At 69.1% G+C, this 21,545-nt stretch carries 22 protein-coding genes and 1 pseudogene; 3 read left to right on the top strand and 20 right to left on the bottom strand.

What is annotated here, in order from left to right:
* Window position 1: 1 nt before the first annotated feature.
* The 9 genes from hemC to N802_RS06335 form a co-directional block, all read right to left on the bottom strand.
* Window positions 2-1,009, bottom strand: coding sequence for a hydroxymethylbilane synthase (gene hemC / locus N802_RS06295; protein ID WP_035913709.1), 1,008 nt, complete (start codon window positions 1,007-1,009; stop codon window positions 2-4).
* A complete protein-coding gene (locus N802_RS06300; protein WP_035913712.1) occupies window positions 1,006-2,331 on the bottom strand; it encodes a glutamyl-tRNA reductase in 1,326 nt (441 codons plus the stop codon). Before N802_RS06300 ends, hemC begins: the two co-directional genes overlap by 4 nt.
* Window positions 2,328-3,020 carry a redox-sensing transcriptional repressor Rex gene (locus N802_RS06305; protein WP_035913715.1) on the bottom strand — a complete coding sequence of 231 codons (693 nt, stop codon included), beginning with the start codon at window positions 3,018-3,020 and terminating at the stop codon, window positions 2,328-2,330. Before N802_RS06305 ends, N802_RS06300 begins: the two co-directional genes overlap by 4 nt.
* Before the next feature lie 369 nt (window positions 3,021-3,389).
* A complete protein-coding gene (locus N802_RS06310; protein WP_035913717.1) occupies window positions 3,390-3,668 on the bottom strand; it encodes a glutaredoxin family protein in 279 nt (92 codons plus the stop codon).
* A gap of 13 nt (window positions 3,669-3,681) precedes the next feature.
* Window positions 3,682-5,193, bottom strand: a complete 1,512-nt coding sequence (locus tag N802_RS20595; protein WP_052109492.1) for a lysophospholipid acyltransferase family protein — start codon at window positions 5,191-5,193, stop codon at window positions 3,682-3,684.
* Window positions 5,193-6,218, bottom strand: a complete 1,026-nt coding sequence (locus N802_RS06325) for an NAD-dependent epimerase/dehydratase family protein (protein WP_245613843.1) — start codon at window positions 6,216-6,218, stop codon at window positions 5,193-5,195. Before N802_RS06325 ends, N802_RS20595 begins: the two co-directional genes overlap by 1 nt.
* 240 nt (window positions 6,219-6,458) lie before the next feature.
* Window positions 6,459-6,557 carry a 30S ribosomal protein bS22 gene (locus N802_RS19870; protein ID WP_003792170.1) on the bottom strand — a complete coding sequence of 33 codons (99 nt, stop codon included), beginning with the start codon at window positions 6,555-6,557 and terminating at the stop codon, window positions 6,459-6,461.
* A gap of 204 nt (window positions 6,558-6,761) precedes the next feature.
* Window positions 6,762-6,959, bottom strand: coding sequence for a helix-turn-helix domain-containing protein (locus tag N802_RS06330; RefSeq protein WP_035913729.1), 198 nt, complete (start codon window positions 6,957-6,959; stop codon window positions 6,762-6,764).
* A gap of 202 nt (window positions 6,960-7,161) precedes the next feature.
* Entirely contained in the window at window positions 7,162-8,352 is a 1,191-nt protein-coding gene (locus tag N802_RS06335) for an acetoin utilization protein AcuC (protein ID WP_035913731.1), read from the bottom strand.
* Between the two features lie 87 nt (window positions 8,353-8,439).
* On the opposite strand from N802_RS06335, the gene N802_RS06340 reads away from it, so the two are divergent.
* Entirely contained in the window at window positions 8,440-9,105 is a 666-nt protein-coding gene (locus N802_RS06340) for a potassium channel family protein (protein ID WP_035913888.1), read from the top strand.
* A gap of 48 nt (window positions 9,106-9,153) precedes the next feature.
* Window positions 9,154-10,608 (top strand): insulinase family protein, encoded by a 1,455-nt coding sequence (locus N802_RS06345; protein ID WP_035913734.1) that lies wholly within the window; start codon window positions 9,154-9,156, stop codon window positions 10,606-10,608.
* A gap of 20 nt (window positions 10,609-10,628) precedes the next feature.
* Here N802_RS06345 and N802_RS06350 read toward each other — a convergent pair whose 3' ends face one another.
* The 8 genes from N802_RS06350 to N802_RS06385 all read right to left on the bottom strand — a co-directional run bounded on the left by N802_RS06350 (window position 10,629) and on the right by N802_RS06385 (window position 17,135).
* Window positions 10,629-11,156, bottom strand: a complete 528-nt coding sequence (locus N802_RS06350) for a GNAT family N-acetyltransferase (RefSeq protein WP_035913735.1) — start codon at window positions 11,154-11,156, stop codon at window positions 10,629-10,631.
* A gap of 50 nt (window positions 11,157-11,206) precedes the next feature.
* Window positions 11,207-11,737: a GNAT family N-acetyltransferase gene (locus tag N802_RS06355; protein ID WP_052109493.1), complete on the bottom strand. Its 531-nt coding sequence runs from the start codon at window positions 11,735-11,737 to the stop codon at window positions 11,207-11,209.
* Entirely contained in the window at window positions 11,730-12,530 is an 801-nt protein-coding gene (proC, locus tag N802_RS06360) for a pyrroline-5-carboxylate reductase (protein ID WP_035913738.1), read from the bottom strand. The genes N802_RS06355 and proC overlap by 8 nt, the downstream gene beginning before the upstream one ends.
* Window positions 12,531-12,616: 86 nt before the next feature.
* Complete coding sequence (locus N802_RS06365; protein WP_035913740.1) at window positions 12,617-13,567, bottom strand: proline dehydrogenase family protein; 951 nt, start codon at window positions 13,565-13,567, stop codon at window positions 12,617-12,619.
* Between the two features lie 146 nt (window positions 13,568-13,713).
* Complete coding sequence (locus N802_RS06370) at window positions 13,714-14,448, bottom strand: ABC transporter permease (RefSeq protein ID WP_035913741.1); 735 nt, start codon at window positions 14,446-14,448, stop codon at window positions 13,714-13,716.
* Window positions 14,445-15,227, bottom strand: a complete 783-nt coding sequence (locus tag N802_RS06375) for an ABC transporter ATP-binding protein (RefSeq protein ID WP_052109494.1) — start codon at window positions 15,225-15,227, stop codon at window positions 14,445-14,447. The genes N802_RS06370 and N802_RS06375 overlap by 4 nt, the downstream gene beginning before the upstream one ends.
* A 154-nt stretch (window positions 15,228-15,381) precedes the next feature.
* A complete protein-coding gene (locus N802_RS06380) occupies window positions 15,382-16,209 on the bottom strand; it encodes a sugar phosphate isomerase/epimerase family protein (RefSeq protein ID WP_035913742.1) in 828 nt (275 codons plus the stop codon).
* A complete protein-coding gene (locus N802_RS06385; protein WP_035913744.1) occupies window positions 16,209-17,135 on the bottom strand; it encodes a Ppx/GppA family phosphatase in 927 nt (308 codons plus the stop codon). The genes N802_RS06380 and N802_RS06385 overlap by 1 nt, the downstream gene beginning before the upstream one ends.
* A gap of 41 nt (window positions 17,136-17,176) precedes the next feature.
* Here N802_RS06385 and N802_RS06390 point away from each other — a divergent pair, with 41 nt between their 5' ends.
* Window positions 17,177-17,992 (top strand): DUF3109 family protein, encoded by an 816-nt coding sequence (locus N802_RS06390; protein WP_035913745.1) that lies wholly within the window; start codon window positions 17,177-17,179, stop codon window positions 17,990-17,992.
* Between the two features lie 127 nt (window positions 17,993-18,119).
* On the opposite strand, the pseudogene nadC reads toward N802_RS06390, so the two are convergent.
* From nadC to panD, 3 genes and pseudogenes are all read right to left on the bottom strand, one after another.
* Window positions 18,120-18,983, bottom strand: a pseudogene (nadC, locus tag N802_RS06395) (carboxylating nicotinate-nucleotide diphosphorylase); the annotation flags it as partial.
* Between the two features lie 407 nt (window positions 18,984-19,390).
* Entirely contained in the window at window positions 19,391-21,109 is a 1,719-nt protein-coding gene (locus N802_RS06400; protein WP_211254345.1) for an L-aspartate oxidase, read from the bottom strand.
* Window positions 21,106-21,531, bottom strand: coding sequence for an aspartate 1-decarboxylase (gene panD, locus N802_RS06405; protein ID WP_035913747.1), 426 nt, complete (start codon window positions 21,529-21,531; stop codon window positions 21,106-21,108). Before panD ends, N802_RS06400 begins: the two co-directional genes overlap by 4 nt.
* Between the last annotated feature and the right edge of the window lie 14 nt (window positions 21,532-21,545).

Consider the following 21,545-nt stretch of genomic DNA (forward strand, 5'->3'; position numbering starts at 1 on the left):
GTCACGCTCCGTGGCGTTCGGTGTGGACGGTGGAGATGGTGTGGACGTTCTGGGTGGTGCTGACGTTCTCGGTGGTGCTGACGTTCTCGGTCGTGCGCAGGGGCGCGAGGTCGGCCGCGCCGTCCTCGAGCAGGGTTCGGGCCAGCGCGCGGCCCAGGCTGTCGGCGTCGGCCGGGCTGCCCGTGACGGAGCGGCGGAGGTCGCCGGCACCGTCGGGGCTGCCCACGACCGCACGCAGGGAGAGTTCGTCACCCGCGTCACCGAGCACGATCTCGGCGAGGGCTCCAACGGGCGCCGAGCAGCCCGCCTCGAGCTCGGCGAGGACCGCGCGCTCGGCGAGGACGCAGGCACGGGTGTCCGCGTCCTCGAGAGCCATGACAGCGTCACGCGTGGCCGCGTCGTCGACGCGGACCTCCACGGCGAGTGCGCCCTGACCAGGGGCCGGAAGCATCTGGATCGGGTCGATGACCTCGGTGACGACGGCGGTGCGTCCCAGTCGCGACAACCCGGCATAGGCCAGGATCACCGCGTCGAGGTCTCCGCTCGTGACCTTGCCGAGTCGGGTGTCGACATTGCCGCGCAGTCCGCGGACGTCGAGACCCAGGCCGAGCGCCTCGAGCTGAGCGCGCCGACGCGGCGAGCCTGTCCCGACGGTGGAGCCGGCGGGCAGTTCACCCAACGTGAGCCCGTCGCGCGCCACGAGAGCGTCGCGGGGGTCCTCACGCACGGGGATGGCGGCGACGACGAGGTCGTCCTCGGGCGTCGTCGGCAGGTCCTTGAGCGAGTGCACGGCCAGGTCGACAGTTCCCTCGCGCAGCGCGTCGCGCAGTGCCGAGACGAACACGCCGGTGCCACCGAGCGAAGCCAGCGGCGTCGACTGGTCCCGATCGCCCTCAGTGGTGATCTCGACGAGTTCGACGTCGTGGCCCAGGGCGCGCAACTGATCGGCCACCCACGACGACTGGGTCGTCGCGAGCGCCGAGCGGCGCGTGCCGAGTCGGAGGGTCATGAGCCGACCTCCTCGTCGTCGATCGAGGGCAGCGCCGGTGGGGTCGACACGACCGACACCTCCCGCGGGTCGAGGTCGAACAGCTCACTGAGCGCCTTGGCGTAGCTGCCACCCTGGCCAGACTGCGCCATCTCCTTGACGCGCACGGTCGGTGCGTGAAGGAGCTTCTCGACGATGCGGTGAACGGCGCGCTCGACCTCGGCGCGGTCGTGGTCCGTGAGGTCGGGGGTGCGGCGGCCGAGGCGGCGCATCTCGTCATCGACCACGTCCTGGGCACGTGAACGCAGCGCAGCCACGGTTGGTGCCACTGCCTCTGCGGACCGCTCGGTGAGGTATGCGGCGACCTCAGCCGTGACGATGTCGCGGGCTTCACTCACCTGGGGGACCTCACCGGCGTGGCTGAGCAGTTCGCCCAACTCACCGAGCCCGACCCGCGTGGCTGTGTCAAGGTCTCCGACCGCGAGGTCGATGTCGTGGGGCAGGGCGAGGTCGATGTAGACCTGTGGGCGCCCGTCACGGGACTGTGCGGCGGCAGCAGCGTCGCTGGCGGTGACGACGACACCGGTGGCCCCGGTGCTGGAGATGATGATGTCGGCGTCCGAGAGCGCCTCGCTGCGCTCTCCCCATGGTCGGGACGTCCCGCCCACTCGCTCGGCCAGGCGTTCCGCGCGCGTCGCGCCGCGGTTGATGACGGTCACGGAGGCGACGCCGACCTGGCTCGCCGTCGAGGCGGCAAGCGCGCCCATGCCGCCAGCACCGATGACAAGAACCTCAGCGTCGTGGATCGAGCCGAGGACCTCCTGCGCAGCGGCGAGCCCGGCACCGACCAGGGAACGGCTCACGTCGTCGATGGCCGTCTCGGTGTGCACGCGCTTTCCGACCCGAAGCGCCTGCTGCAGAAGGGCGTTGAGCGCCGGACCGACATGGCCACGACGCTGGGCACGCGACAGCGAGTCGCGCAGCTGACCGAGGATCTGGGCCTCACCGACGGCCATGGAGTCGAGTCCGGAGGCCACCGAGAACGCGTGCGCGATGCCCCGGTCCTCGTAGTGGACGTAGAGGTGCGGCTGCAGGTCGGCGAGCGGGACCCCGGTCGCTGCCGCGAGGGCTTCGGACACGTCGGTCAGGGCGCCGTGGAAGGTCAGGCCCTCGGCATAGACCTCGGTGCGGTTGCAGGTCGAGACGACGACCGACTCGACGACGTGCTCGGAGCCGACGATGGCGCTCTCGAGGCGACCGCGAGCCCCAGAGTCGAGGGAGGCTGCCTCGAGCAACTCGAGTGGCGCACCGTGGTGAGAGAGTCCGAGGACGAGCAGGCTCACAGCGCAACCCCCTCGACGTCGTCGCTGGCCGCGAGGTCCAGCTCGCCGGTGCGACGCTGCTCGTGGAACGCGAGGATCTGCAGCTCGGTCGCCATGTCGACCTTGCGGACCATGACGTCGGCCGGGACGTCCAGGACGCAGGGCGCGAAGTTGAGGATCGAGCGGACGCCCGCACGCACGAGGTGGTCGGCGACGTCCTGCGCCGAGTCTGCGGGAGTCGCGATGACACCGATCGCGAGATGGTCCTCGCGGACAAGAGCTCCGAGGTCAGCCATCGGCCGGATGGGTAGGTCGCCCACCGCATTGCCCACGACCGACTCATCTCGGTCGAGCAGCGCGATGACGTTGAAGCCACGCGTCTCGAATCCGCTGTAGGACGCGAGCGCGCGACCGAGGTTGCCCATCCCAACAATGGCCACGGGCCAGTTCTGGGTCAGGCCGAGCGCCGTCGAGATCTCGTAGGCGAGCCGGTCGACCTCGTAGCCGACACCCCGCACGCCGTAGGAGCCGAGGTGAGAGAGGTCCTTGCGGAGCTTCGCCGAGCTCACGCCTGCCGCCGCCGCGAGCTCCTCGGAGCTGACGCTGCTGATGCCCCGCTCAGCGAGGCTCGTGAGGGCCTGAAGGTACCCCGGAAGTCGCGCCACTGATGCGTCGGGGATCCCCCGTCGGGCTGCGACATCGGCGGACACGTGGCCTTCGACTCCTCTTCACAGAAGGTGTGATGCGCCAGTCAGACTACGCATTTGTGAAGCCATGCACAAAGTCGCGGATGGGACCCCGAGACAAGGCCCACATCACGGTCTGGTAAAAGCGCGCTGCGAAACCGCTTCCGCTCCGTGCCGAGACCCCCTTGTATGCCGTCCGCTCCCGTTCCGTCTGCGCTGCGCGCCGGATATGCCATTCGCCGCAGGTCCATCCGCACTCCGCGCGCTGAGCGCGCTCCATGCTCCCGCCAGGCCCAGCCAGCGGCGAACGGCACACCCGTCGCTCCGCCAGGTCGCCTTCCAGCGGCGAACGGCACACCCATCGCTCCGCTCGGTCACCTTCCGCGCGGAGTCCTACGGGCGCGGGTTTGCCAGGGCTGCTCTCAGGCGGGCTTCGTTGACTCGCCAGAAGTCGTGCTGGCGGCCGTCGACGAAGGTCACGGGGATCTCCTCGGCGTACTTGGCCATGAGGTCGGGGTGGTCGAGGATCGACACCTCCTCGAAGGACTCGCCCAGGTCTGCGGTGACGGCCGCAATGATCGCGCGGGCGTCGTCGCAGAGGTGACAGCCGGGTTTGCCGATGAGGAGGACGCGCGGTTCGGGGGCGGGCTGTGGGACTGGGGCGGACGGCATACGGGATCGCCTGTCAGAAGAAGACCGAGCGGCGCTGCATGAGCAGCGAGTAGAGCGTCTGCTGGATCGTCTCGCGCACCTGGTCGGTGAGGTCGAAGACGAGCATGGGGTCGTCGGCGGCGGCTGCTCCGTGGGAGGCGGTCTCGATCGGCGCGCCGAACTCGATGATCCACTTGGAGGGCAGCGGGATGAGACCGAGCGGGCCCAGCAGGGGGAAGGTCGGCGTGATCGGGGCATAGGGCAGACCGAAGAGGCGCGCAATCGTCGACATGTTGCCGATGATCGGGGCGATCTCCTCGGCACCGACGACCGACGTCGGGATGATCGGCACGCCCGCCTTGAGCGCGGCCGCGACGAACCCACCGCGACCGAATCGCTGCAGCTTGTAGCGCTCCTTGAACGGCTTGCCCACCCCCTTGAAACCCTCGGGGAAGACCCCCACGAGCTCGCCCTTCTGGAAGAGCCGGTCGACGTCGTGGGTCGTGGCGAGGGTCGACCCACCTCGACGTGCGAACGCGCCGAGGACCGGTGTCTGGAAGACGAGGTCTGCGCCCAGGGCTCGCATGACCCGGTGCTTCGGGTGCTCGTCGTGGACGGCCTGGGCCACCATGAGCGAGTCGATCGCGACGGTGCCGGAGTGGTTGCTCACGATGAGCGCGCCACCCTCGTCGGGGATGTTCTCGAGGCCGCGGACCTCGACCCGGAACCACTTGCGATAGATCGGGCGAAGCATCGGGAAGACGACGTTCTCGGCGAAATGCTCGTCGTAGCCGAACTCGTCGACCGAGTAGTCGCCCTCGATCCGTCGGCGCACGTAGGCAAGGACCGCGGCGATCTTGTGCTCGACGTCCTCCGGCGAGATGCCGGCGCCCTGCGCGGCGATGCGCATCGCCGCGATCGAGGCGCTGAGCAACTCCTCGATGCCCGGCACCGGCAGGGACATGTCGGTCTGCGTTGCCGTCGGGTCGGGGGACGGCGTGCGTGGCGTCGGCTCCGGTGGGGCGGCCACACGGAGATGGCGCCGCGCGGCCTCGTCCGCCGCGCGCTTCGCTCGCGGACTCTGAGGACGTATGCCGGCCTGCGCACTCGCCTTGGACGAGGCCTTCGCGCGGGCGGTGGGCCGCGGACGATGGGCGGCGCGCTTCGTGCCGGGGACCGGTGCGGGCACGTCCGCCCGCGGGGTTGCCCTGGTCGCGGACTTCGGGGCGGACTTCGGCGCGGACTTGCGCGCGGACTGCGACGCTGCCGACGCGGCGTTCCGGGCGGCGGGTCGCTCGGCGGCCTTCTTCGACGTCGCGGGCATGGTCGCCTCGGGCGCTGCCGCAGTCGACAGCAGCGGGGTGGAGCGGCGCCGGGCGCGCTCCCCCGAGGCGCGAGCGGCGCCGGCGGCCAGCGTGGACGGCTTCGCGGACTTCCGGGTCGTGGCCTTCTTCGCGACGCTCTTCGCGGCCGACGACCGTTTGGACGCGACCGGTGCCTTCTTCCTGGGGGTCGGGTTCGGGGTGTTGGACTTGGTGGTCGCCATCAGTGCTTCCCTCGCGTGGGACGGCCGAGAACCTGCTGGGCTGCCCCGACGACGCCGCCGAGGACACCGCTGACCGCGTCGAACGAGGGCACGACCGGCGTGACGGTGCGGGCGTAGTCCTCGAAGGCCGCCCGCGTCGAGAACGACGGGTTGAATCCGAACGACTCGCGCATCGCCGTGGTGTCCATCCCGCGCCCGTAGGCCATGAACGACATCTGGTCAGGGCTGAAGTCGAGCAGGCCGAACTTCTTGCCGAGGCTCCCGATCGGACCGGCCGCGGCCATGGGGACCATGACGAAGGGGCGGCGCACGATCGCTGCGGCCTGGAGTGCCGTGAGGACGCCGTCGCCCGCGAGGTTGACGACACCGGTCGCCGACCCGGTGACGCCACGGACGAGGGCCGCGATGGCGTCGTCCTCGTGGAAGAACTGGAGCCGGGCGTCGTAGCCGAGCGGGATCGGAATGACGGGCAGGTTGAAGTAGTCCGTGATCGACGTGCGGATCCGCGGGCCGATGATGTTGGCGAACCGGAGCATGAGGATGTCGGTGTCGGGTCGTCGCCGGGCGAAGCCGCGGACGTAGCCCTCGACCTCGATCGAGTCCTTGCCGAACCCCGAGGACGGAAGCCGCTTGGCCGACATCTCCTCGGTGAACATCGCCGGGTCCCGAGGCGTCGAGCCATAGACGGCTGCTGTGGACTTCACGACGAGTCGCTTCACCGTCGCCGCCTTCTGGCACGCGGCGAGCAGCTGCATCGTGCCGATGACGTTGATCTCCTTCTGGGGGGTCCGGCCCCCGGCGAAGGTCGGCGTGGCGATGACGTTGGCGTGGACCACGGTGTCAACGTCGCCCTGCGCGATGACCTTGCCGATCATCGGGTTGCGGATGTCGGCGCGGATGAACTCCGCTCCACCGAGGTCGCGCGGCGGTGGGATGACATCCACCCCGATGACCCGCTCGACCGACGGGTCGGCCACCAGCCGACGCGCGAGCACGCCCCCGACGTATCGCGACACCCCCGTCACGAGTACCACTTTGCCCACAGGCACTGCCTCTCGTTGCGTCCGTCGTCGTGCGTCTGCCGTCGTGCTCGACCCTACTTCCCGTCGGCGGGTGACGGGAGGGGTTGTCACGCCTGTCGTGGGAGAGACCAGTCACGTGCCCCTCGGCGGGAGAGCGGCCGGTGGGCGGACGGCATACCCAGGTCTGAAAGAAGAACGACCCCCGCCGGAGGGCGGAGGTCGTTGCGTCGCGTCAGGGACGCGTCACTTCTTGTTGCGGCGCTGGTGGCGGGTCTTGCGAAGCAACTTGCGGTGCTTCTTCTTCGCCATGCGCTTGCGACGCTTCTTGATCACTGAACCCATGAGCAGTCCTTGCTGATTGGAGAAATTCCGAATGACGGTGGACCAGCAGCTGCTGGTCGGCCTGCGCGGCCGACCGGGCGCGCGTGTGTCGGGGGCCAACCCTACCGGCGGGCGGGCCGTCGCCCAAACGCGGCCCGTGGCGTCCGGACACTGACGAGGGCCGGACCTCTCGGCCCGGCCCTCGTCAGTGTTGTCGCGCTTCGGTCACGCAGTGCCCATGTAGGACTCCCGGAGGTACTTCTGCACCTCGTCCTCGGGGACCCTGAAGGAGCGACCGACTCGCACGGCCGGAAGCTCGCCCCCGTGCACCATGCGATAGACGGTCATCTTCGACACGCGCATGATCGAGGCAACCTCGGCAACGGTGAGAAACCGCACTTCGGCAAGACGTTCCTGGGACATCGCCACCTCGACTTCTGCACACGCGCATTGCCGGTTTCAACACCGACTGTCATCTACGGGCGTGCAAGAAGCAACCATAGGGGCTGGTGTGACGATTGGGGAAGCCACCGGAGCGGATTTTTCCGCAAGTCCAGCCGACACGCGGCTGCGGGGTGAGAATTCCGGCGCGCATCGGTCGGTGGTGGAGCACCCGAGGACGCCCTCAGTCGAACCACGGATCGAGGCCGTGCAGGGGGAACACGGCCTGACGAGTCGCGAGGATCGCGTCGTCCGGGGACCGGTCCGGATTGTGTCCTGCACCCCACGGGCGAACCCAGATCGGTAGTTCAGAGTCCGGCAGATCACCCATCGTCGAGGGTGCCTCACGGCCGAAGAGATCGCGCACATGCGCCCGCCACTCCTCGGGGACTGCGGTGGTCGGCGGCAACGGCGAGTGCGCGGCGATGGCCGTGAGGTGCGTCCACGAGCGGGGGACGACGTCGACCAGTTCGTAGCCACCACCACCCAGAGCCACCCACTTGCCGTCGGCGTGGTCGTGAGCCAGTCGGTGCAGGCTGTCGTGCGCGCGCCGCTGACCGTCGAGGGTGATGGCGAAATGCGCGAGGGGATCGAGTCGGTGACTGTCGCAACCATGCTGGCTGACGATCACGTCGGGGTCGAACGCGGCCACGACCTGCGGGACGACCGAATCGATGGCACGCAGCCACCCCGCGTCCGCGGTGCCCGGCGGGAGGGCGACGTTCACCGCCGTGCCACGGGCGTCGGGCCCGCCGATGTCCCCGGGCCACCCCGTGCCGGGGAAGAGCGCCCGCCCCGACTCGTGCACCGAGACCGTGAGGACGCGGGGGTCGTTCCAGAAGATCCGCTCGACGCCGTCGCCATGGTGGACGTCGATGTCGACATAGGCGACCCGCTCCGCGCCGTTGTCGAGGAGGCGCTGGATTCCGGCCGCGATGTCGTTGTAGATACAGAAGCCCGACGCGTGCGTCGCCATGGCGTGATGCAGCCCGCCGCAGAAGTTCACGCCGTGGTCGATCTCGCCGCTCCACACCGCATCACACAGGTCGACCGTGCCCTGGACGATCCGAGCGCTGGCGTCGTGCATGCCCTCGAAGGCCGGATCGTCGTCGGTGCCGAGGCCGCGGCGAACGTCGGCACTGTCAGGATCCGCCGATGCCGCCCGGACTGCTGCGATGTAGGCCGGATCGTGGATGGTGGCGAGCAACTCGTCGCTCGCCACCTCCGGGCTGACGAGCTCGACGTGGTCGAGGACACCCAGCGCCCGCGCCAGCCGCGCCGTCAGATCGAGCCGCACCGGCCCCATCGGATGTGTCGGGCCGAAGTTGTATGCCGTGAAGCCGTCGTCCCAGACAAGGCGCGTGCGGTGAGCCATGCGAGGCACGGTACCCGCCGTGCCCGGTCCGGGCGTTAGCCTCGACCCGACAGCATCATCGTGGAACCCCTCGTCCAGGAGGACGCCGTGGCAGGCAAGAACAGCGATCTCGACGTCCTCGTCATCGGGCTCGGGCGATTCGGCGGCGCCGCCGCCCTGGAACTTCGTCGTCTGGGGCACCGGGTCACCGCGATCGAGAAGGACGGGATGCTCGCCGAGAGATTCCTCGGCCGGATCAACTCGATCATCCACGCGGACGCGAGCGATGCCTCCGTGATCCGTGACGCCAAGGCCTCCCGCTACAAGGTTGCGGTCGTGGGCGTTGGCTCCTCACTCGAGGCCTCGGTGCTCGCCTCCGCCAACCTCGTCGACGCGGGCATCCCGGACATCTGGGCCAAGGCGATGTCGCCGGAGCACGCGCGCATCCTTGACCGGATCGGGGTGCAGCACATCGTTCGTCCGGAGGCGGACACCGGTCGCCGCGTCGCGCACCTCGTCGGTGGCAAGCTCCAGGACTACATCGAGTTCGACGACGGGTTCGCCATCGTCAAGATGCGCCCACCGACCGAGGCCGTCGGGTTCACGTTGGAGCAGAGCGCGATTCGCAGCAAGTACGGAGTGACGATCGTCGGGGTGAAGTCCCCGGGCGAGGACTTCACGTATGCCGTCCCCTCCACCAAGGTCTCGGCGCACGACACCCTCATCGTCAGCGGCCCCACCGAGTTGTTGGAGCGCCTCGCCGCCCGCCCCTGACCCCCCTTCGCCAGACGTCGGACCTGCGGGCGATTACAGTCCGGCAGCATGCAGCAGACCGAGGTCGACGGCGTTCCCACCTTCTGGGAGCAGGGGCCGGAACCATTCAGCGCCACTCTGATCTTCTTCGCTGGAGTCCGTCACGAGACTTTCCGTACTCGCGGGGTGGCTCACCTCGTCGAGCACCTCGTCATGTCGACCCTCCCCCGCGACCACCTCGACAAGAACGCTTCCGTCGACGTCGACACGATGCGCTTCTACGCGACCGGCCCACGTGACGAGGTGGTCGCCTTCCTTCACGGTGTATGCCGCGCGCTCGCCTCCCTGCCGCTGGATCGCCTTGATCGTGAGCTCAAGGTTCTCGCGGCCGAAGACGGCCAAGCCTGCGAGCCGCACCTCGGCTGGGCCTTCGCCAACCGTTCGGGACCCGTCGGGCCCGGTCTGCTCGGTGAGCTCGAACGCCAGGGGCGCGCGCCGAAGGCCGAGCACGTCACCGAGTTCGTCGACACCCACTGCGTTGGCGCCAACGCGGCGCTCCTGCTGTCGGGTCCAGTACCCGATGGACTGCGCCTCGACCTGCCCACGGGAACCCGCGCTTCGGACAAGGTATGGCGGCCCACACCCCTCGAGACTCCGGCGGTCATCGCCGGCCAGATCCCAGTCGTGACCCTGTCCTACGTCACACCGCGCCTCTTCGAAGGACACATCCTGCTTCACATACTCATCCAACGCGTCGAGGACGAGGTTCGCCACAGCCTGGGTCTGGCCTATGAGGTCAGTGATGACGGCGGCGGGGTCACCCCCGACCTCGGCCTCGTGAGCATCGCGACCGACGGCGCGGAGGAGGACAGCGGCGAGATCGTTCACGCTGTGTGGTCCGCCCTGACGCACCTTGCGACGCACGGGCCGAGCAAGGAGGAACTCGCGCACGAGAGGGCGCGACTCGAGGCACTTCTCGCGGACCCGCGGGCGACGATGGCCGTCCTCGAGATCGAGGTCATCCGTTTCCTGCGCCAGGCCCCCGTTCAGAGCCGCGAGGAGCTGCGCGAGGCCTACGCCGCTGTCACCGTGGAACAGGTGCGCGAGTGGGCCCGCATGGCCGTGGACAGCGCGCTCATCGGAGTGCCGGAACTGCCCGAGAAGCCGCTGCCCGGCGTCGTGGACCGATCCGAATGGGAGTTCCCGAGCCGGGCGCCCCTGGGCGGCCAGGTCTTCAAGCGACGACTCACCGCAGTGCTGCCACCGCGTGATCTCGCCGTGCAGGCGGGCGACGAGGGCATCACCGTGACAGCGGCTGGGACGACGACCGGGGGCACTTGGCCGGAGGTCGTCGGGGTCGGTCGCGCGCCCGGCTTCCGCTTCCTCCACTTCGCGGACGGGACAGCGGGCCCGATCTGGGCAAAGCACGTCAAAGACGGCGACCGTCTCCTCGCCCTCATCGACGAGCGCACGAGCCAAGTGGTGTGGGAGACGACGGTCGACGCCGCACTCGACATCGAATAGCCCCCGGAAGGCGAGGGCCCTCAGAAGTCGGTGGGCACCGATCCGCGGTCGCCGCCGAGAGCGAGCACCATGGCGACCTCGTCCTCGTCGTCCCCGTTCTGGACGCGCATCGGCCGACGCTTGCCCGTGGGGCGGAACCCGAATCCGCTGGCGAACGCCACGGCGCGGCCGTTGTCACTGCCCACCCAGTAGGCGAGCTGTGTCTGGCCCTGGTCGCGGGCGAGGGTGGCGCCGGCTCGCACGAGCTCGGTCGCCACGCCACTTCCACGGGCCTCTGGGGTGACCCACAGGCCGAACAACTCGGATGTCTTCGGGTTGTGGGCGGACGAACGCCCCACGCTGACGATGCCGAGCGGGCTCCCGTCGCGTTCGGCGATGAGGCGCGCGGAGCGGCTCATCCGGGTCCGCCAGAAGGCTTCGTCGTAGGCCTCTTCCTCCTCGACGGTGGCCACGAAGGCCTCGGGAGATTCCCGAAGCGCGGTCAGCCGGGTGTCGCGGTACTGCTGCCAGTCCTCTTCGCCCAGCGGGCGCACGCTGATCTCGCTCATGCCTCCACTCTTCCCGACAGCACTGACGACGGGCAACCCGGGGTCTGGCCTCAGCGCAGCTCGAGGGCGTACCCGAGTTCGCAGATCCCGCCGTAGAGCGGGTTGTCCCACGTGGTTCCGGTCGGGGCGAATCCGTGGCGTTCGTAGAGGCGTTGGGCCGGCTCGTTCTCCTTGGCCACCTCGAGATGGACGCGCGCGTAGCCGTCCTCCCGGGCGGCGTCGAGCGCGGTGGCGACGAGGAGGTCGCCGACGCCGCGTCCCCTCACGGACGCCGAGACCCACATGCCGATGAGGTAGATCTCCTCGGGCGGCTGCTCGTCGTCGTGGTAGATCGCCACCGTGCCGACGGGCCGGTCGCCGGCGAACGCGAGCCACACGTTCATGGTCGTGAGCCGAGCGCGCCAGGACTCGTCCGAGTAGGCCGCGCTCACGGCATACGTGTTCGCAAAAGCCCGAGGGGTGTCGAGGAGCGCGGCCAGACGAACGTCACGGTAGGTGCGGAGGTTGTCCTCGGTGACGGGCACGACACGGACAGGTTCGGCCATCTCGAGGGTGCCCATCACGCCGGCCGGCTCAGCCACCGGAGAGTTCCCGCGAGCGAACGGCCGCAGCCTCCATGGCGCTGATGAACGCGGCGCGAACCTTGTGGTCGTCGAGCTCACGCAGGGCAGCGGCCGTCGTGCCACCGGGTGATGTGACCTGCTCGCGCAGCACCGTGGGGTGCTGGCCCGTCTCGCGCAGCATCGTCGCGGCGCCGAAGAGCGTCTGGGTCACGAGTTCGGTCGCGGTCGAGCGAGGCATTCCCAGGACGACGCCGGCCTCGATCATGGCCTCGACGACATAGAAGATGTATGCCGGCCCGCTGCCGGAGATCGCCGTGACGGCGTCGAGCATCTTCTCGGGCACCTCGGTGACCTTGCCCGTGGCCGCGAGGAGCTCTGTGGCGTGCAGGAGCTGCTCGGGGACACAGTGTTTGCCGCCGCTCACTGCAGCCATGCCCTGGTCGACGAGCGCGGGCGTGTTGGGCATGACCCGCACGACCGAGCGCCCCTCGGGGAGGTGGCTCTCGATGAAGTCGGTGGTGATGCCGGCGGCGAGGCTCACCACGAGATTGCCCTCGGCAACGTGCGGGCTGATCTCCTCGATGAGCCCAGCCATGTCCTGCGGCTTCACGACGAGGACGAGTGTGTCGGCGGCTTCGGCGGCCTCGACGTTGGAGAGGACGCGCACGCCGTACTTGTCGGTGAGCTCGGCCGCGCGTTCAGGCCGTCGCTCGGTGATGACGAGCTCGTCGGCCGGGCGGCCGGCTCGCAGGAGACCCGAGAGCAGGGTCTCGCCCATGACGCCAGCACCGAAGATCGCAACCGTTCCCATGGCGCGAGACTAAGCCCTCGATACCTCTCGCTTCACACACGTTTCACGAGCGGGTATGCCGTCCGCCTGCCTCCCGGTGCGCCGCGTCAGCCCTTGGACGCGAGACTGCGCAGGAAGAACGCGAGGTTCGCGGGGCGCTCGGCCATGCGTCGCATGAGGTAGCCGTACCACTCCTCACCGAAGGGGATGTAGACGCGCATCTGGTGGCCACGATCGGCAATGCGCGTCTGCTCCTCCGGGCGGATGCCGTAGAGCATCTGGAACTCGTAGGAGTCGGGCTCGCGACCGTGCCTGCTCGCGAGCGCCCGGGCGATGTCGATGAGTCGCGGGTCGTGGCTGGCGATCATCGGGTAGCCCTCGCCCGCCATGAGGATCTTGAGGCACCGCACGTAGGAGAGGTCGACATCCTCGGCGTCCTGGTAGGCGACCGAGGCCGGCTCCTTGTAGGCGCCCTTGCAGAGGCGGACGCGGCTGCCTGCCGTGGCGAGATCCTTGCAGTCGGCCTCGGTGCGGTGGAGGTAGGACTGGAGGACGGCTCCCGTCTCGGGGAAGTCCTTGCGCAGCTCAGCAAGGATCGACAGGGTCGAGTCCGTCGTCGTGTGGTCCTCCATGTCGAGGGTGACCGTGGTGTCGGCCTCGTGGGCGATCTCGCAGATGCGGCGGGCGTTGTCGAGGGCGATCTTCTCGCCGTCCTTGGGAAGGGCCTGACCGACGGCACTGAGCTTGACGCTGACCTCGGCGGCGCCGAACCGGGTGAGGTCACGCGCCTTGAGGGCGCGGAGCAGGCCGACGTAGGTGTCGACCGTGTGCGCTGCCTGCCCGGCGTCGAGGGTGTCCTCGCCCAGGTAGTCGATCGTCACCTGGCGGTTGGTCGCACGCAGTTCTGCGGCGGCCTGCACGGCGTGGGCGACGTCCGTGCCGGGGACATAGCGCTGGACGACGTGGCGGCTCACCGGCGCCTTCTCGATCGTGCTGCGCACGAGCGAGGAGTCGGACAGGTGCAGGAGGCTGGAGCGAAGGAGGTCTGAGGCATCCACGAGCGTCAGGCTAGCCGCTCCGCAGAACGACCCAGAACGCGTATGCCGTCCGCCCACCTCCGCGCCCTCCCCTCGACCTTGTGCCCCATTGGGACATGGCGAGGGCAGCGAGGCGTGTCCCAATGGGGCACAAGGTCGAGGTTGGGTCAGGGGGTGCGGCGCCGGAGGGTCAGACTTCCGAGGGCGAGGGAGAGGACGATCGCCCCCACGATGACGGCAATGTCGGTCGTCACCTCGCCGACCGGCTCGGGAACCGCAGCGATCGTGCGCATCGCGTCCACGGCATACGACAAGGGCATGAAGTCGGAGAGCGTCGAGAGGATCGACGGCAGCGCATCGCGGGGGACGAGGAGCCCGCACAGCAGGAACTGCGGCAGGACGAAGGCCGGCATGAACTGCACCGCCTGGAACTCTGTGGCCGCGAACCCACTCACGAGCAGCCCCAGCGCCGTGCCGAGCAGCGCGTCGCACACGGCGACAACGACCAGCAGCCACTTCGGCCCGGCGATGTCGAGACCGCACACCCAGATGGCGAATCCCGTTGCAATGAGGGCCTGCAGGACCGCCATGATCCCGAACGCGAGGGCATAGCCGAGCATGAAGTCGCCCTTGCCCAAGGGTGTCGTGAGGAGGCGTTCAAGGGTGCCCGAGGTGCGTTCGCGCAGGGTGGCGACGCTCGTGACGATGAACATCACGACGAAGGGGAAGACGCCAAGCAGAGCGGCCCCGATGCGGTCGAAGACAGGAGTGCCGTCGAAGATCCAGGCAAGCAGCCCCAGGAGCACGCACGGCACGACAAGCATCATCGCGATGGTGCGGTGGTCGGCACGGAGCTGACGGAGGATCCGGGTCGTCGTGGCGAGCGTGATCCGCGGATTCATCGCGCTTCCCGGGGGTTCGCCGCAGCCTCGTCGACGAGGGCGAGGAACGCCTGTTCCGCATCAGGAGCCCCGGTTCGCCGGAGCAGCTCCGGCAGTGTGGAGTCGCTCAGGATCTCGCCGTCGCGAAGGAGGAGCAGCCGGTCGCAGCGGGTGGCCTCGTCCATGACGTGACTCGAGACGAACAACGTGCGGCCCTGCTCGTGCGCGAGTCGCTTGAAGAGGTTCCAGAGGTCGCGCCGCAGCACCGGGTCGAGGCCGACGGTCGGCTCGTCGAGGACGAGGAGTTCAGGGTCTCCGACCAGGGCAGCGGCGAGCGAGACGCGCGACCGCTCGCCACCCGAGAGGGTGCCGACCGACGAGTCGGCGTGGCTCCGGAGGTCGACGGCATCGATGGCCCGGTCCACGGAGTCCTTGGGCGCGCCGAGCACCTTGGCGAAGTAGGCGAGGTTGTGCCGCACCGACAGGTCGGCATAGACGCTCGGCGACTGGGTGACGTAGCCGACGCGGTGACGGAGAGCGGACGATCCGGCCGGTTCACCGAGGACCGTGACCTCCCCGGACTCGACCTGTTGGACACCGACGATGGCGCGCATGAGCGTCGACTTGCCACCGCCACTCGGTCCGAGGAGGCCGACCACCTGACCGGTGGGCACCGTGACGCTGAGGTCGGGGAGGACGACACGCTCACCTCGCACCACGTGCAGGTGCTCGACGACGACAGCCGCACCAGACCCGGGAGTCGATCCGCCCGACTGGCGGCCGCCCTGGTCATTGTTCATCACACGATGAATTTAGACCCGAGAGTCGCCTCGGGGGGAGGGCCAGCACCTCGACGAGCAGTCGGACCAGCCGTCGAGGAGTTGGACGAGCTTGGCCGAAGCCACCCTCGCGATCCCTCGCAGGGACGCTCCTCCATGGCCACGTTGCGCGGGCTCATCGCTCGGCGCCCTCGTCGAGGGCTGCCGCGAGGTGGAGGCGACAGAAGGCCAGGGCCTCGGCGAGGGCCAGCTCACGCTGCTCCACCGACAGCCGCCGCGTCGACACCTCCACGACGATGGACCCGTCAAAACCGTTGTGCACCAATGCATCCAGCACCTCGGCACATGGCTGCGAACCGCGACCGGGGATGAGGTGCTCGTCCTTCATCGACCCCAACCCGTCCGCGAGGTGCAGGTGCCTGAGCCGCGGACCGAGCGCAGCGATCATGGCGAGCGCGTCGGACCCGGCCGTCGCGGTGTGCGACAGGTCGAGCGTCACATGGTCGTACGCCTGCGACACCGGGTCCCAGTGCGGCAGGTACGCCTCGACCTCACGGCCACCGACCCGCCACGGATACATGTTCTCGACGGCCAGCGTGATGCCCGAATCGTGCTCCCGCGTGGCGATCCCGTCGGCGAAGTCCCGGGCGTACTCCTTCTGCCAACGGAACGGAGGGTGCAGCACCACGGTCTCGGCACCGACCTCGTGGGCGAGCTCGAGGGAGCGGTCGATCTTGCCCCAGGGGTCGACCCCGAAGATCCGCTGACTGATCAGAAGCGTCGGTGCGTGGATGGACACGATGCGTATGCCGTGCAGCTCCGACAGTGCCCGAAGCGCACCTGCCTCCTGGGTCACCGGATCGGTCCAGACCATCACCTCGACACCGTCGTAGCCCAGCCGGGCAGCGTGCTGGAACGCGGCGGCGCAGTTCTCCGGATAGACCGAGGCCGTGGACAGGGCGACCGGGATGTCCGGAATCGTCACGGCGTCGTCGGCCTCCATCAGTGCATGCCGTCGAGCCTGCGCAGGATGATTCCCTCGCGCAGGGCCCATGGGCAGATCTCCAGCCGATCCACGCCCAGCAGATCCATCGTGGCCGAGGCCACGATGCCGCCGGCGAGCAGCTGGTGGGCCCGAGACTCGGACACACCGGGAAGCGCACTGCGCTGTGCCGCAGACATGTTCGCGATCTCGGGCAGGATCGCGTCGAGAGAGGCGCGCTCGAGGAAGCGTGCGGCATACATGCCTTCGGAACTCGGCACGGCCCCGGTGATGCGCGCGAGGGACCGCATCGTCTTGGAGGTTCCGACGACCCGGTCGCGGGAGCCGGCCTTGGCCAGCGGCCGCAGTTCGCGCGCGATCGTCGCACGCACGTGTTTGCGTGCCTCCCGGACCGCAGCGACTCCGGGCGGGTCACCTGCGAGGTGGTCGCGGGTCACGCGACCGGCCCCCAGCGGCAGGGAGATCGCGATGTCGGGGTCCTCGTCCATGCCCTGCGCGATCTCGAGGGAGCCGCCGCCGATGTCGGCGACGAGCAACGTGCCGGCGGACCAGCCGAACCAGCGTCGCGCCGCGAGGAAGGTCAGCCGCGCCTCGTCCTCACCGGAGAGCACGTCGAGGACGACTCCCGTGCGGTCCTTGACGGCGGCGAGCACGTCGTCCCCGTTGGGCGCCTCGCGGATCGCACTGGTGACGAACCCCATGAGGTCCTCGACGCCCTGGTCCTCGGCCACGGTGAGGCACTCGGCCACGAACTCGACGAGCTGCTCCTGGCCGGCGTCGTCGATCCGGCCGTCGTCCGTGACGTGCTCGGAGAGCCGGAGTTCGCGTTTGTGTGAGCTGGCGGGCAGGGGCTGGGCTCCGACGTGGGCGTCCACCACGAGCAGGTGCACGGTGTTGGAACCCACGTCGATGACACCCAGCCGCATGGGGTCCACGGTAGTCGGCCAGTGCGGCATAGGGTGACCCGGTGGCCGAGACTCCGCTCGACATCCCCCGCACGTGGGTCGAGTTCACCGACCCCGCCGACGCCGCCCAGCGGTTCCGGTGCGATCTCACGTGGTTGACGTCGCGCTGGACCTGCATCTTCGGTTCGGGATGTGCGGGCATCTATGCCGAGAGGCCCGACGACGGCTGCTGCACCCTGGGCGCTCATTTCTCGGATGACGACGACCTCGCGCGCGTTGCTGCCGTTGTCGAGGAGTTGGGCGAGGACGAGTGGCAGCTGCGACCCGACCGCAAGAACCCCGCCAAGATCTCCCACTGGACCGAGCTCGAGGATGACGCCCGCAAGACCAAGGTCGTCGACGGTGCCTGCATCTTCCTCAACCGGCCCGGCTTCCCTGCGGGCGCGGGCTGCGCCTTGCACCAGCACGCTGTCCTCACCGGGCAGCCGCCGCACACCCAGAAGCCCGACGTCTGCTGGCAGCTGCCGATCCGCAGGACGTTCCGCACCGTCAAACTCCCTGACGACACGAAGTACCTCGAGGTGTCCATCGGCGAGTACGACCGGCGCGGGTGGGGACCGGGCGGACACGACCTCGACTGGTACTGCTCGGGTAACCCCGAAGCGCACGTCGGCGCGGAGCCGGTCTATCGCAGCAACCGCGCCGAGTTGGTCGAGCTCATGGGTCAGGGCGCCTACGACGAGCTGGTCGTGCGCTGCGAGGCCCATCTCGCCGCGGTCAGGGCGCTGCGCACGCCTGCATCACGACGGTTGTTGCCGCTGTTCGTGCACCCCGCCACGGTCGAGGCCAACAACCCCACCCTGCGCAAGGGCCACTGACTGTGGATTCAACGTCCCGAACTCACCGAATTCCTCGGTTCGGGACAATGAGGATTCAACGTCCCGAACTCACCCAATTGGACGGTTACGCACGCACCGTCCGCACCCAACCGTCCAAGTGGATGAGCTAGGGACGGAGGTCGAGGGCGAGGTCGAGGATCGGGCTCGAGTGCGTGAGCCCGCCGACGCTGAGGTAGTCGACGCCGGTCGCCGCATAGTCGGCTGCCACGTCGAGCGTGAGCCCACCCGTCGCCTCGAGTTCGACGCTCTCCCCCGTCGCGCGCACTGCCTCGACCGTCGAGCGCAACAAGTCGGTGGACATGTTGTCGCACAACAGGAATCGCGCACCGGCAGTCACCGACTCCAGCGCCTCCTCCGTCGTGGTCACCTCCACCTGGACCGGCACCTCTGGGAACGCTTCGCGAACAGCGGCGTATGCCGCCGCGAGACTTCCCGCTGCCAGCTTGTGGTTGTCCTTGATCATGGCGACGTCGTGGAGACCCATGCGCTTGTTGGTGCCCCCACCCGCGCGCACCGCGAACTTCTCCAGGGCCCGTAGCCCCGGCGTCGTCTTCCGGGTGTCGAGGACCATCGCACCCGAGCCGTCGAGGACATCGGCCCACCGACGTGTGTGCGTCGCGATGCCGGACAGTCGGCTGATGATGTTGAGCAGGGTCCGCTCGGCGATCAGCGTGACCTGCGTCGACCCGGACAGCTCGGCGACGACGTCCCCGCGCGCCACCCTCGTCCCGTCGGCGATCACCGACGTCACCGACACCGGCTCGGCACCCAGCCGCTCGGCCACCTCGGCCAGCGTCAGGGCGATGACCTCGACACCCGCGACGACGCCGTCCTCGCGCGCCACGACGGCGGCACGCGTCTGCTGCGAAGCCGGGATCGTCGCCATCGTCGTGACGTCGACACCCTCGGTGCCGCCGAGGTCCTCGTCGAGGGCGCCAGTGACGACACGGCGAGCGTCGTCAACGGGAAAGGCAAGGTCCGCGACGGAACCTCCCGCGTCCCCAACCGAGGAATTCGGTGGGTTCGGAACCGCACCTTCAGTGTCCCCAACCGAGGAATTCGGTGAGTTCGGAACCGCACCTTCAGTGTCCCCAACCGAGGAATTCGGTGAGTTCGGAACCGCACCTTCAGTGTCCCCAACCGAGGAATTCGGTGAGTTCGGAACCGCACCTTCAGTGTCCCCAACCGAGGAATTCGGTGAGTTCGGAACCGCACCTTCAGTGTCCCCAACCGAGGAATTCGGTGAGTTCGGAACCGCACCTTCAGTGTCCCCAACCGAGGAATTCGGTGAGTTCGGAACCGCACCTTCAGTGTCCCCAACCGAGGAATTCGGTGAGTTCGGGACGGAGGAAGGGGAAGGGGAAGGGGAAGGCGAGCTCACGGCATACTCCGCTCGGTCAGGGTGAGGGAACGGTCAGGTGCGACGACGACGCTCTGGCGGGCAAGCCACCGCGCGTCGTCGCGCTCGGGGAAATCGCTGCGGACATGCCCGCCGCGCGTCTCTTCGCGGCGTGCGGCGAGGGCGGTGAGGACCTGGCCGAGGTGGAGCAGGTTCGTCGTCTCCCACGTCTTCGGGCCGGGCGCGGCCTTCGAGGGTGGCAGGGCCGCGAGCTCCCCGAGCACGACGGCTGTGGCCGCCGTCGACTCGGCCGAACGCACCGGCCCGGACCCCGAAGTCATCGCCCGCTGCACCGTGAGTCGCTGGGAGTGGTCGAGCAGTGCATGGTCACCGCGGGCGTCCCCACCCGCTCGGTCGGGCCGCTCCGGCACCTCTGGCTCCGCCAGCTCACCCGCTGCGATCCGCGCCGGGATGTCATCGGCGATGCGGTGGGCAAAGACCAGACCCTCCAGCAGGCTGTTGGAGGCCAGTCGGTTCGCGCCGTGGACACCGGTGCAGGAGCACTCACCACAGGCATAGAGACCCGGGAGCGACGAGCGGCCGTGGAGGTCGGTCTCGATGCCGCCGGACGCGTAGTGCTGAGCCGGCGCGACCGGCAGCAGGTCCGTCGCCGGGTCGAAGCCCAGGGAGCGGCAGGAGGCGACGATCGACGGGAACCGCTCCTCGAGGAACGCCGCCCCCAGGTGGCGCGCATCGAGATAGACGTGGTCGACCCCCTGATCGCGCATCGTGTCGAGGATGGCGCGCGCCACGACGTCCCGGGGGGCGAGGTCGGCGAGCTCATGACGCCCCTCCATGATGCGATGCCCTGCGGCGTCCACGAGGAACGCACCCTCGCCACGCACGGCCTCGGAGATCAGTGGCTGCTGCCCGGTCGACCCCTCCCCCAGGAAGAGGACGGTCGGGTGGAACTGGATGAACTCGAGGTCGGTGACGCGGGCACCGGCACGCAGTGCCGCGGCCATGCCGTCACCAGTGGCCACGGGAGGGTTCGTCGTCGACGTGTAGATCTGGCCCAGCCCGCCGGTCGCGAGGACCACGGCCCGTGCGTAGGCCGCGCCGACACCGTCGAGCTGGCCCTCACCGATGACGTGGAGTGTCACGCCGTTGACCCGCCCGGCTCCGTCGTCGAGCAGGTCCACGACGAGGGCATGCTCGACGACCTCGATGCCCGGGTCGTCGCGCACGCGATCGAGGGCGGCGATGAGGGCACGTGAGATCTCGCGACCTGTCGCGTCGCCGCCGGCGTGGGCGATGCGGTCGCGGTGGTGTCCGCCTTCGCGCGTCAGCTTGATCTCGCCGTCGGCGTCCCGGTCGAACTCGGCGCCGAGGGCCACGAGCTGTCGCACCCGCTGCGGCCCCTCGGTGACGAGCGCCTCGACAGCCTCGCGGTCACACAAACCGACTCCGGCCACCAACGTGTCCTCGAGATGTTCCTCAGGCGAGTCCTCGGGATGGAGCGCCGCGGCGATGCCGCCCTGCGCCCACGCCGTCGACCCCTCGTCGAGCACGGTCTTGGTCACCAGGAGCACCCGGTCGACGCGCTCGCGCAGGCGCAGCGCACAGGTGAGCCCGGCAATTCCGGACCCGACGACGATGACGTCAGCCGACGCCGCCCAGCCGGGTACGGGAGCGCTCAGCGACCGAGGGATCCGCGGTTCGCCGGGTCGCGCCCCGCGAGCTGCAGGTTCGCTCAATGGTGGGGACGCTTCGTGACGGCCGACGTCTTGAGGCCATAGCCGTCCGGAACGTCGCCGCCGTCATCGCCGATCTCGACGATCTTGTTGTCCTTGTCGACGAAGACGACGTGCGGGTCGTGCTTGCGGGCGTCCTCGTCGGACATCGATGCGTAGGCGATGATGATGACGGTGTCGCCGGGGCTGATCAGCCGGGCCGCCGCACCATTGATGCAGAGGATGCCGGAGCCGCGCTCGCCCTCGATCGCATAGGTCGTGAGGCGGTTGCCGTTGTCCACGTCGACGACGTCGACCTGTTGGCCCGGCAGGAGGTCGGCCGCCTCCATGAGGTCCATGTCGATCGTCAGCGATCCGACGTAGTGCAGGTCGGCCTGGGTGACGGTCGCGCGATGGATCTTGCTGTGCAGCATGTAGCGGTACATCTATCGGTCTCCTG

The organism is Knoellia sinensis KCTC 19936 (genome assembly GCF_000768705.1).
GTDB classification, from domain to species: Bacteria; Actinomycetota; Actinomycetes; order Actinomycetales; family Dermatophilaceae; genus Knoellia; species Knoellia sinensis.

Coding starts and splice junctions, on each gene's coding strand:
- hemC (WP_035913709.1), bottom strand. CDS start 1,009: ATGACCCTCCGACTCGGCACGCGCCGCTCGGCGCTCGCGACGACCCAG.
- N802_RS06310 (WP_035913717.1), bottom strand. CDS start 3,668: ATGCCGTCCGCCCCAGTCCCACAGCCCGCCCCCGAACCGCGCGTCCTC.
- N802_RS20595 (WP_052109492.1), bottom strand. CDS start 5,193: ATGGCGACCACCAAGTCCAACACCCCGAACCCGACCCCCAGGAAGAAG.
- N802_RS19870 (WP_003792170.1), bottom strand. CDS start 6,557: ATGGGTTCAGTGATCAAGAAGCGTCGCAAGCGCATGGCGAAGAAGAAG.
- N802_RS06330 (WP_035913729.1), bottom strand. CDS start 6,959: ATGTCCCAGGAACGTCTTGCCGAAGTGCGGTTTCTCACCGTTGCCGAG.
- N802_RS06335 (WP_035913731.1), bottom strand. CDS start 8,352: ATGGCTCACCGCACGCGCCTTGTCTGGGACGACGGCTTCACGGCATAC.
- N802_RS06345 (WP_035913734.1), top strand. CDS start 9,154: ATGCAGCAGACCGAGGTCGACGGCGTTCCCACCTTCTGGGAGCAGGGG.
- N802_RS06350 (WP_035913735.1), bottom strand. CDS start 11,156: ATGAGCGAGATCAGCGTGCGCCCGCTGGGCGAAGAGGACTGGCAGCAG.
- proC (WP_035913738.1), bottom strand. CDS start 12,530: ATGGGAACGGTTGCGATCTTCGGTGCTGGCGTCATGGGCGAGACCCTG.
- N802_RS06370 (WP_035913741.1), bottom strand. CDS start 14,448: ATGAATCCGCGGATCACGCTCGCCACGACGACCCGGATCCTCCGTCAG.
- N802_RS06375 (WP_052109494.1), bottom strand. CDS start 15,227: ATGAACAATGACCAGGGCGGCCGCCAGTCGGGCGGATCGACTCCCGGG.
- N802_RS06380 (WP_035913742.1), bottom strand. CDS start 16,209: ATGGAGGCCGACGACGCCGTGACGATTCCGGACATCCCGGTCGCCCTG.
- N802_RS06385 (WP_035913744.1), bottom strand. CDS start 17,135: ATGCGGCTGGGTGTCATCGACGTGGGTTCCAACACCGTGCACCTGCTC.
- panD (WP_035913747.1), bottom strand. CDS start 21,531: ATGTACCGCTACATGCTGCACAGCAAGATCCATCGCGCGACCGTCACC.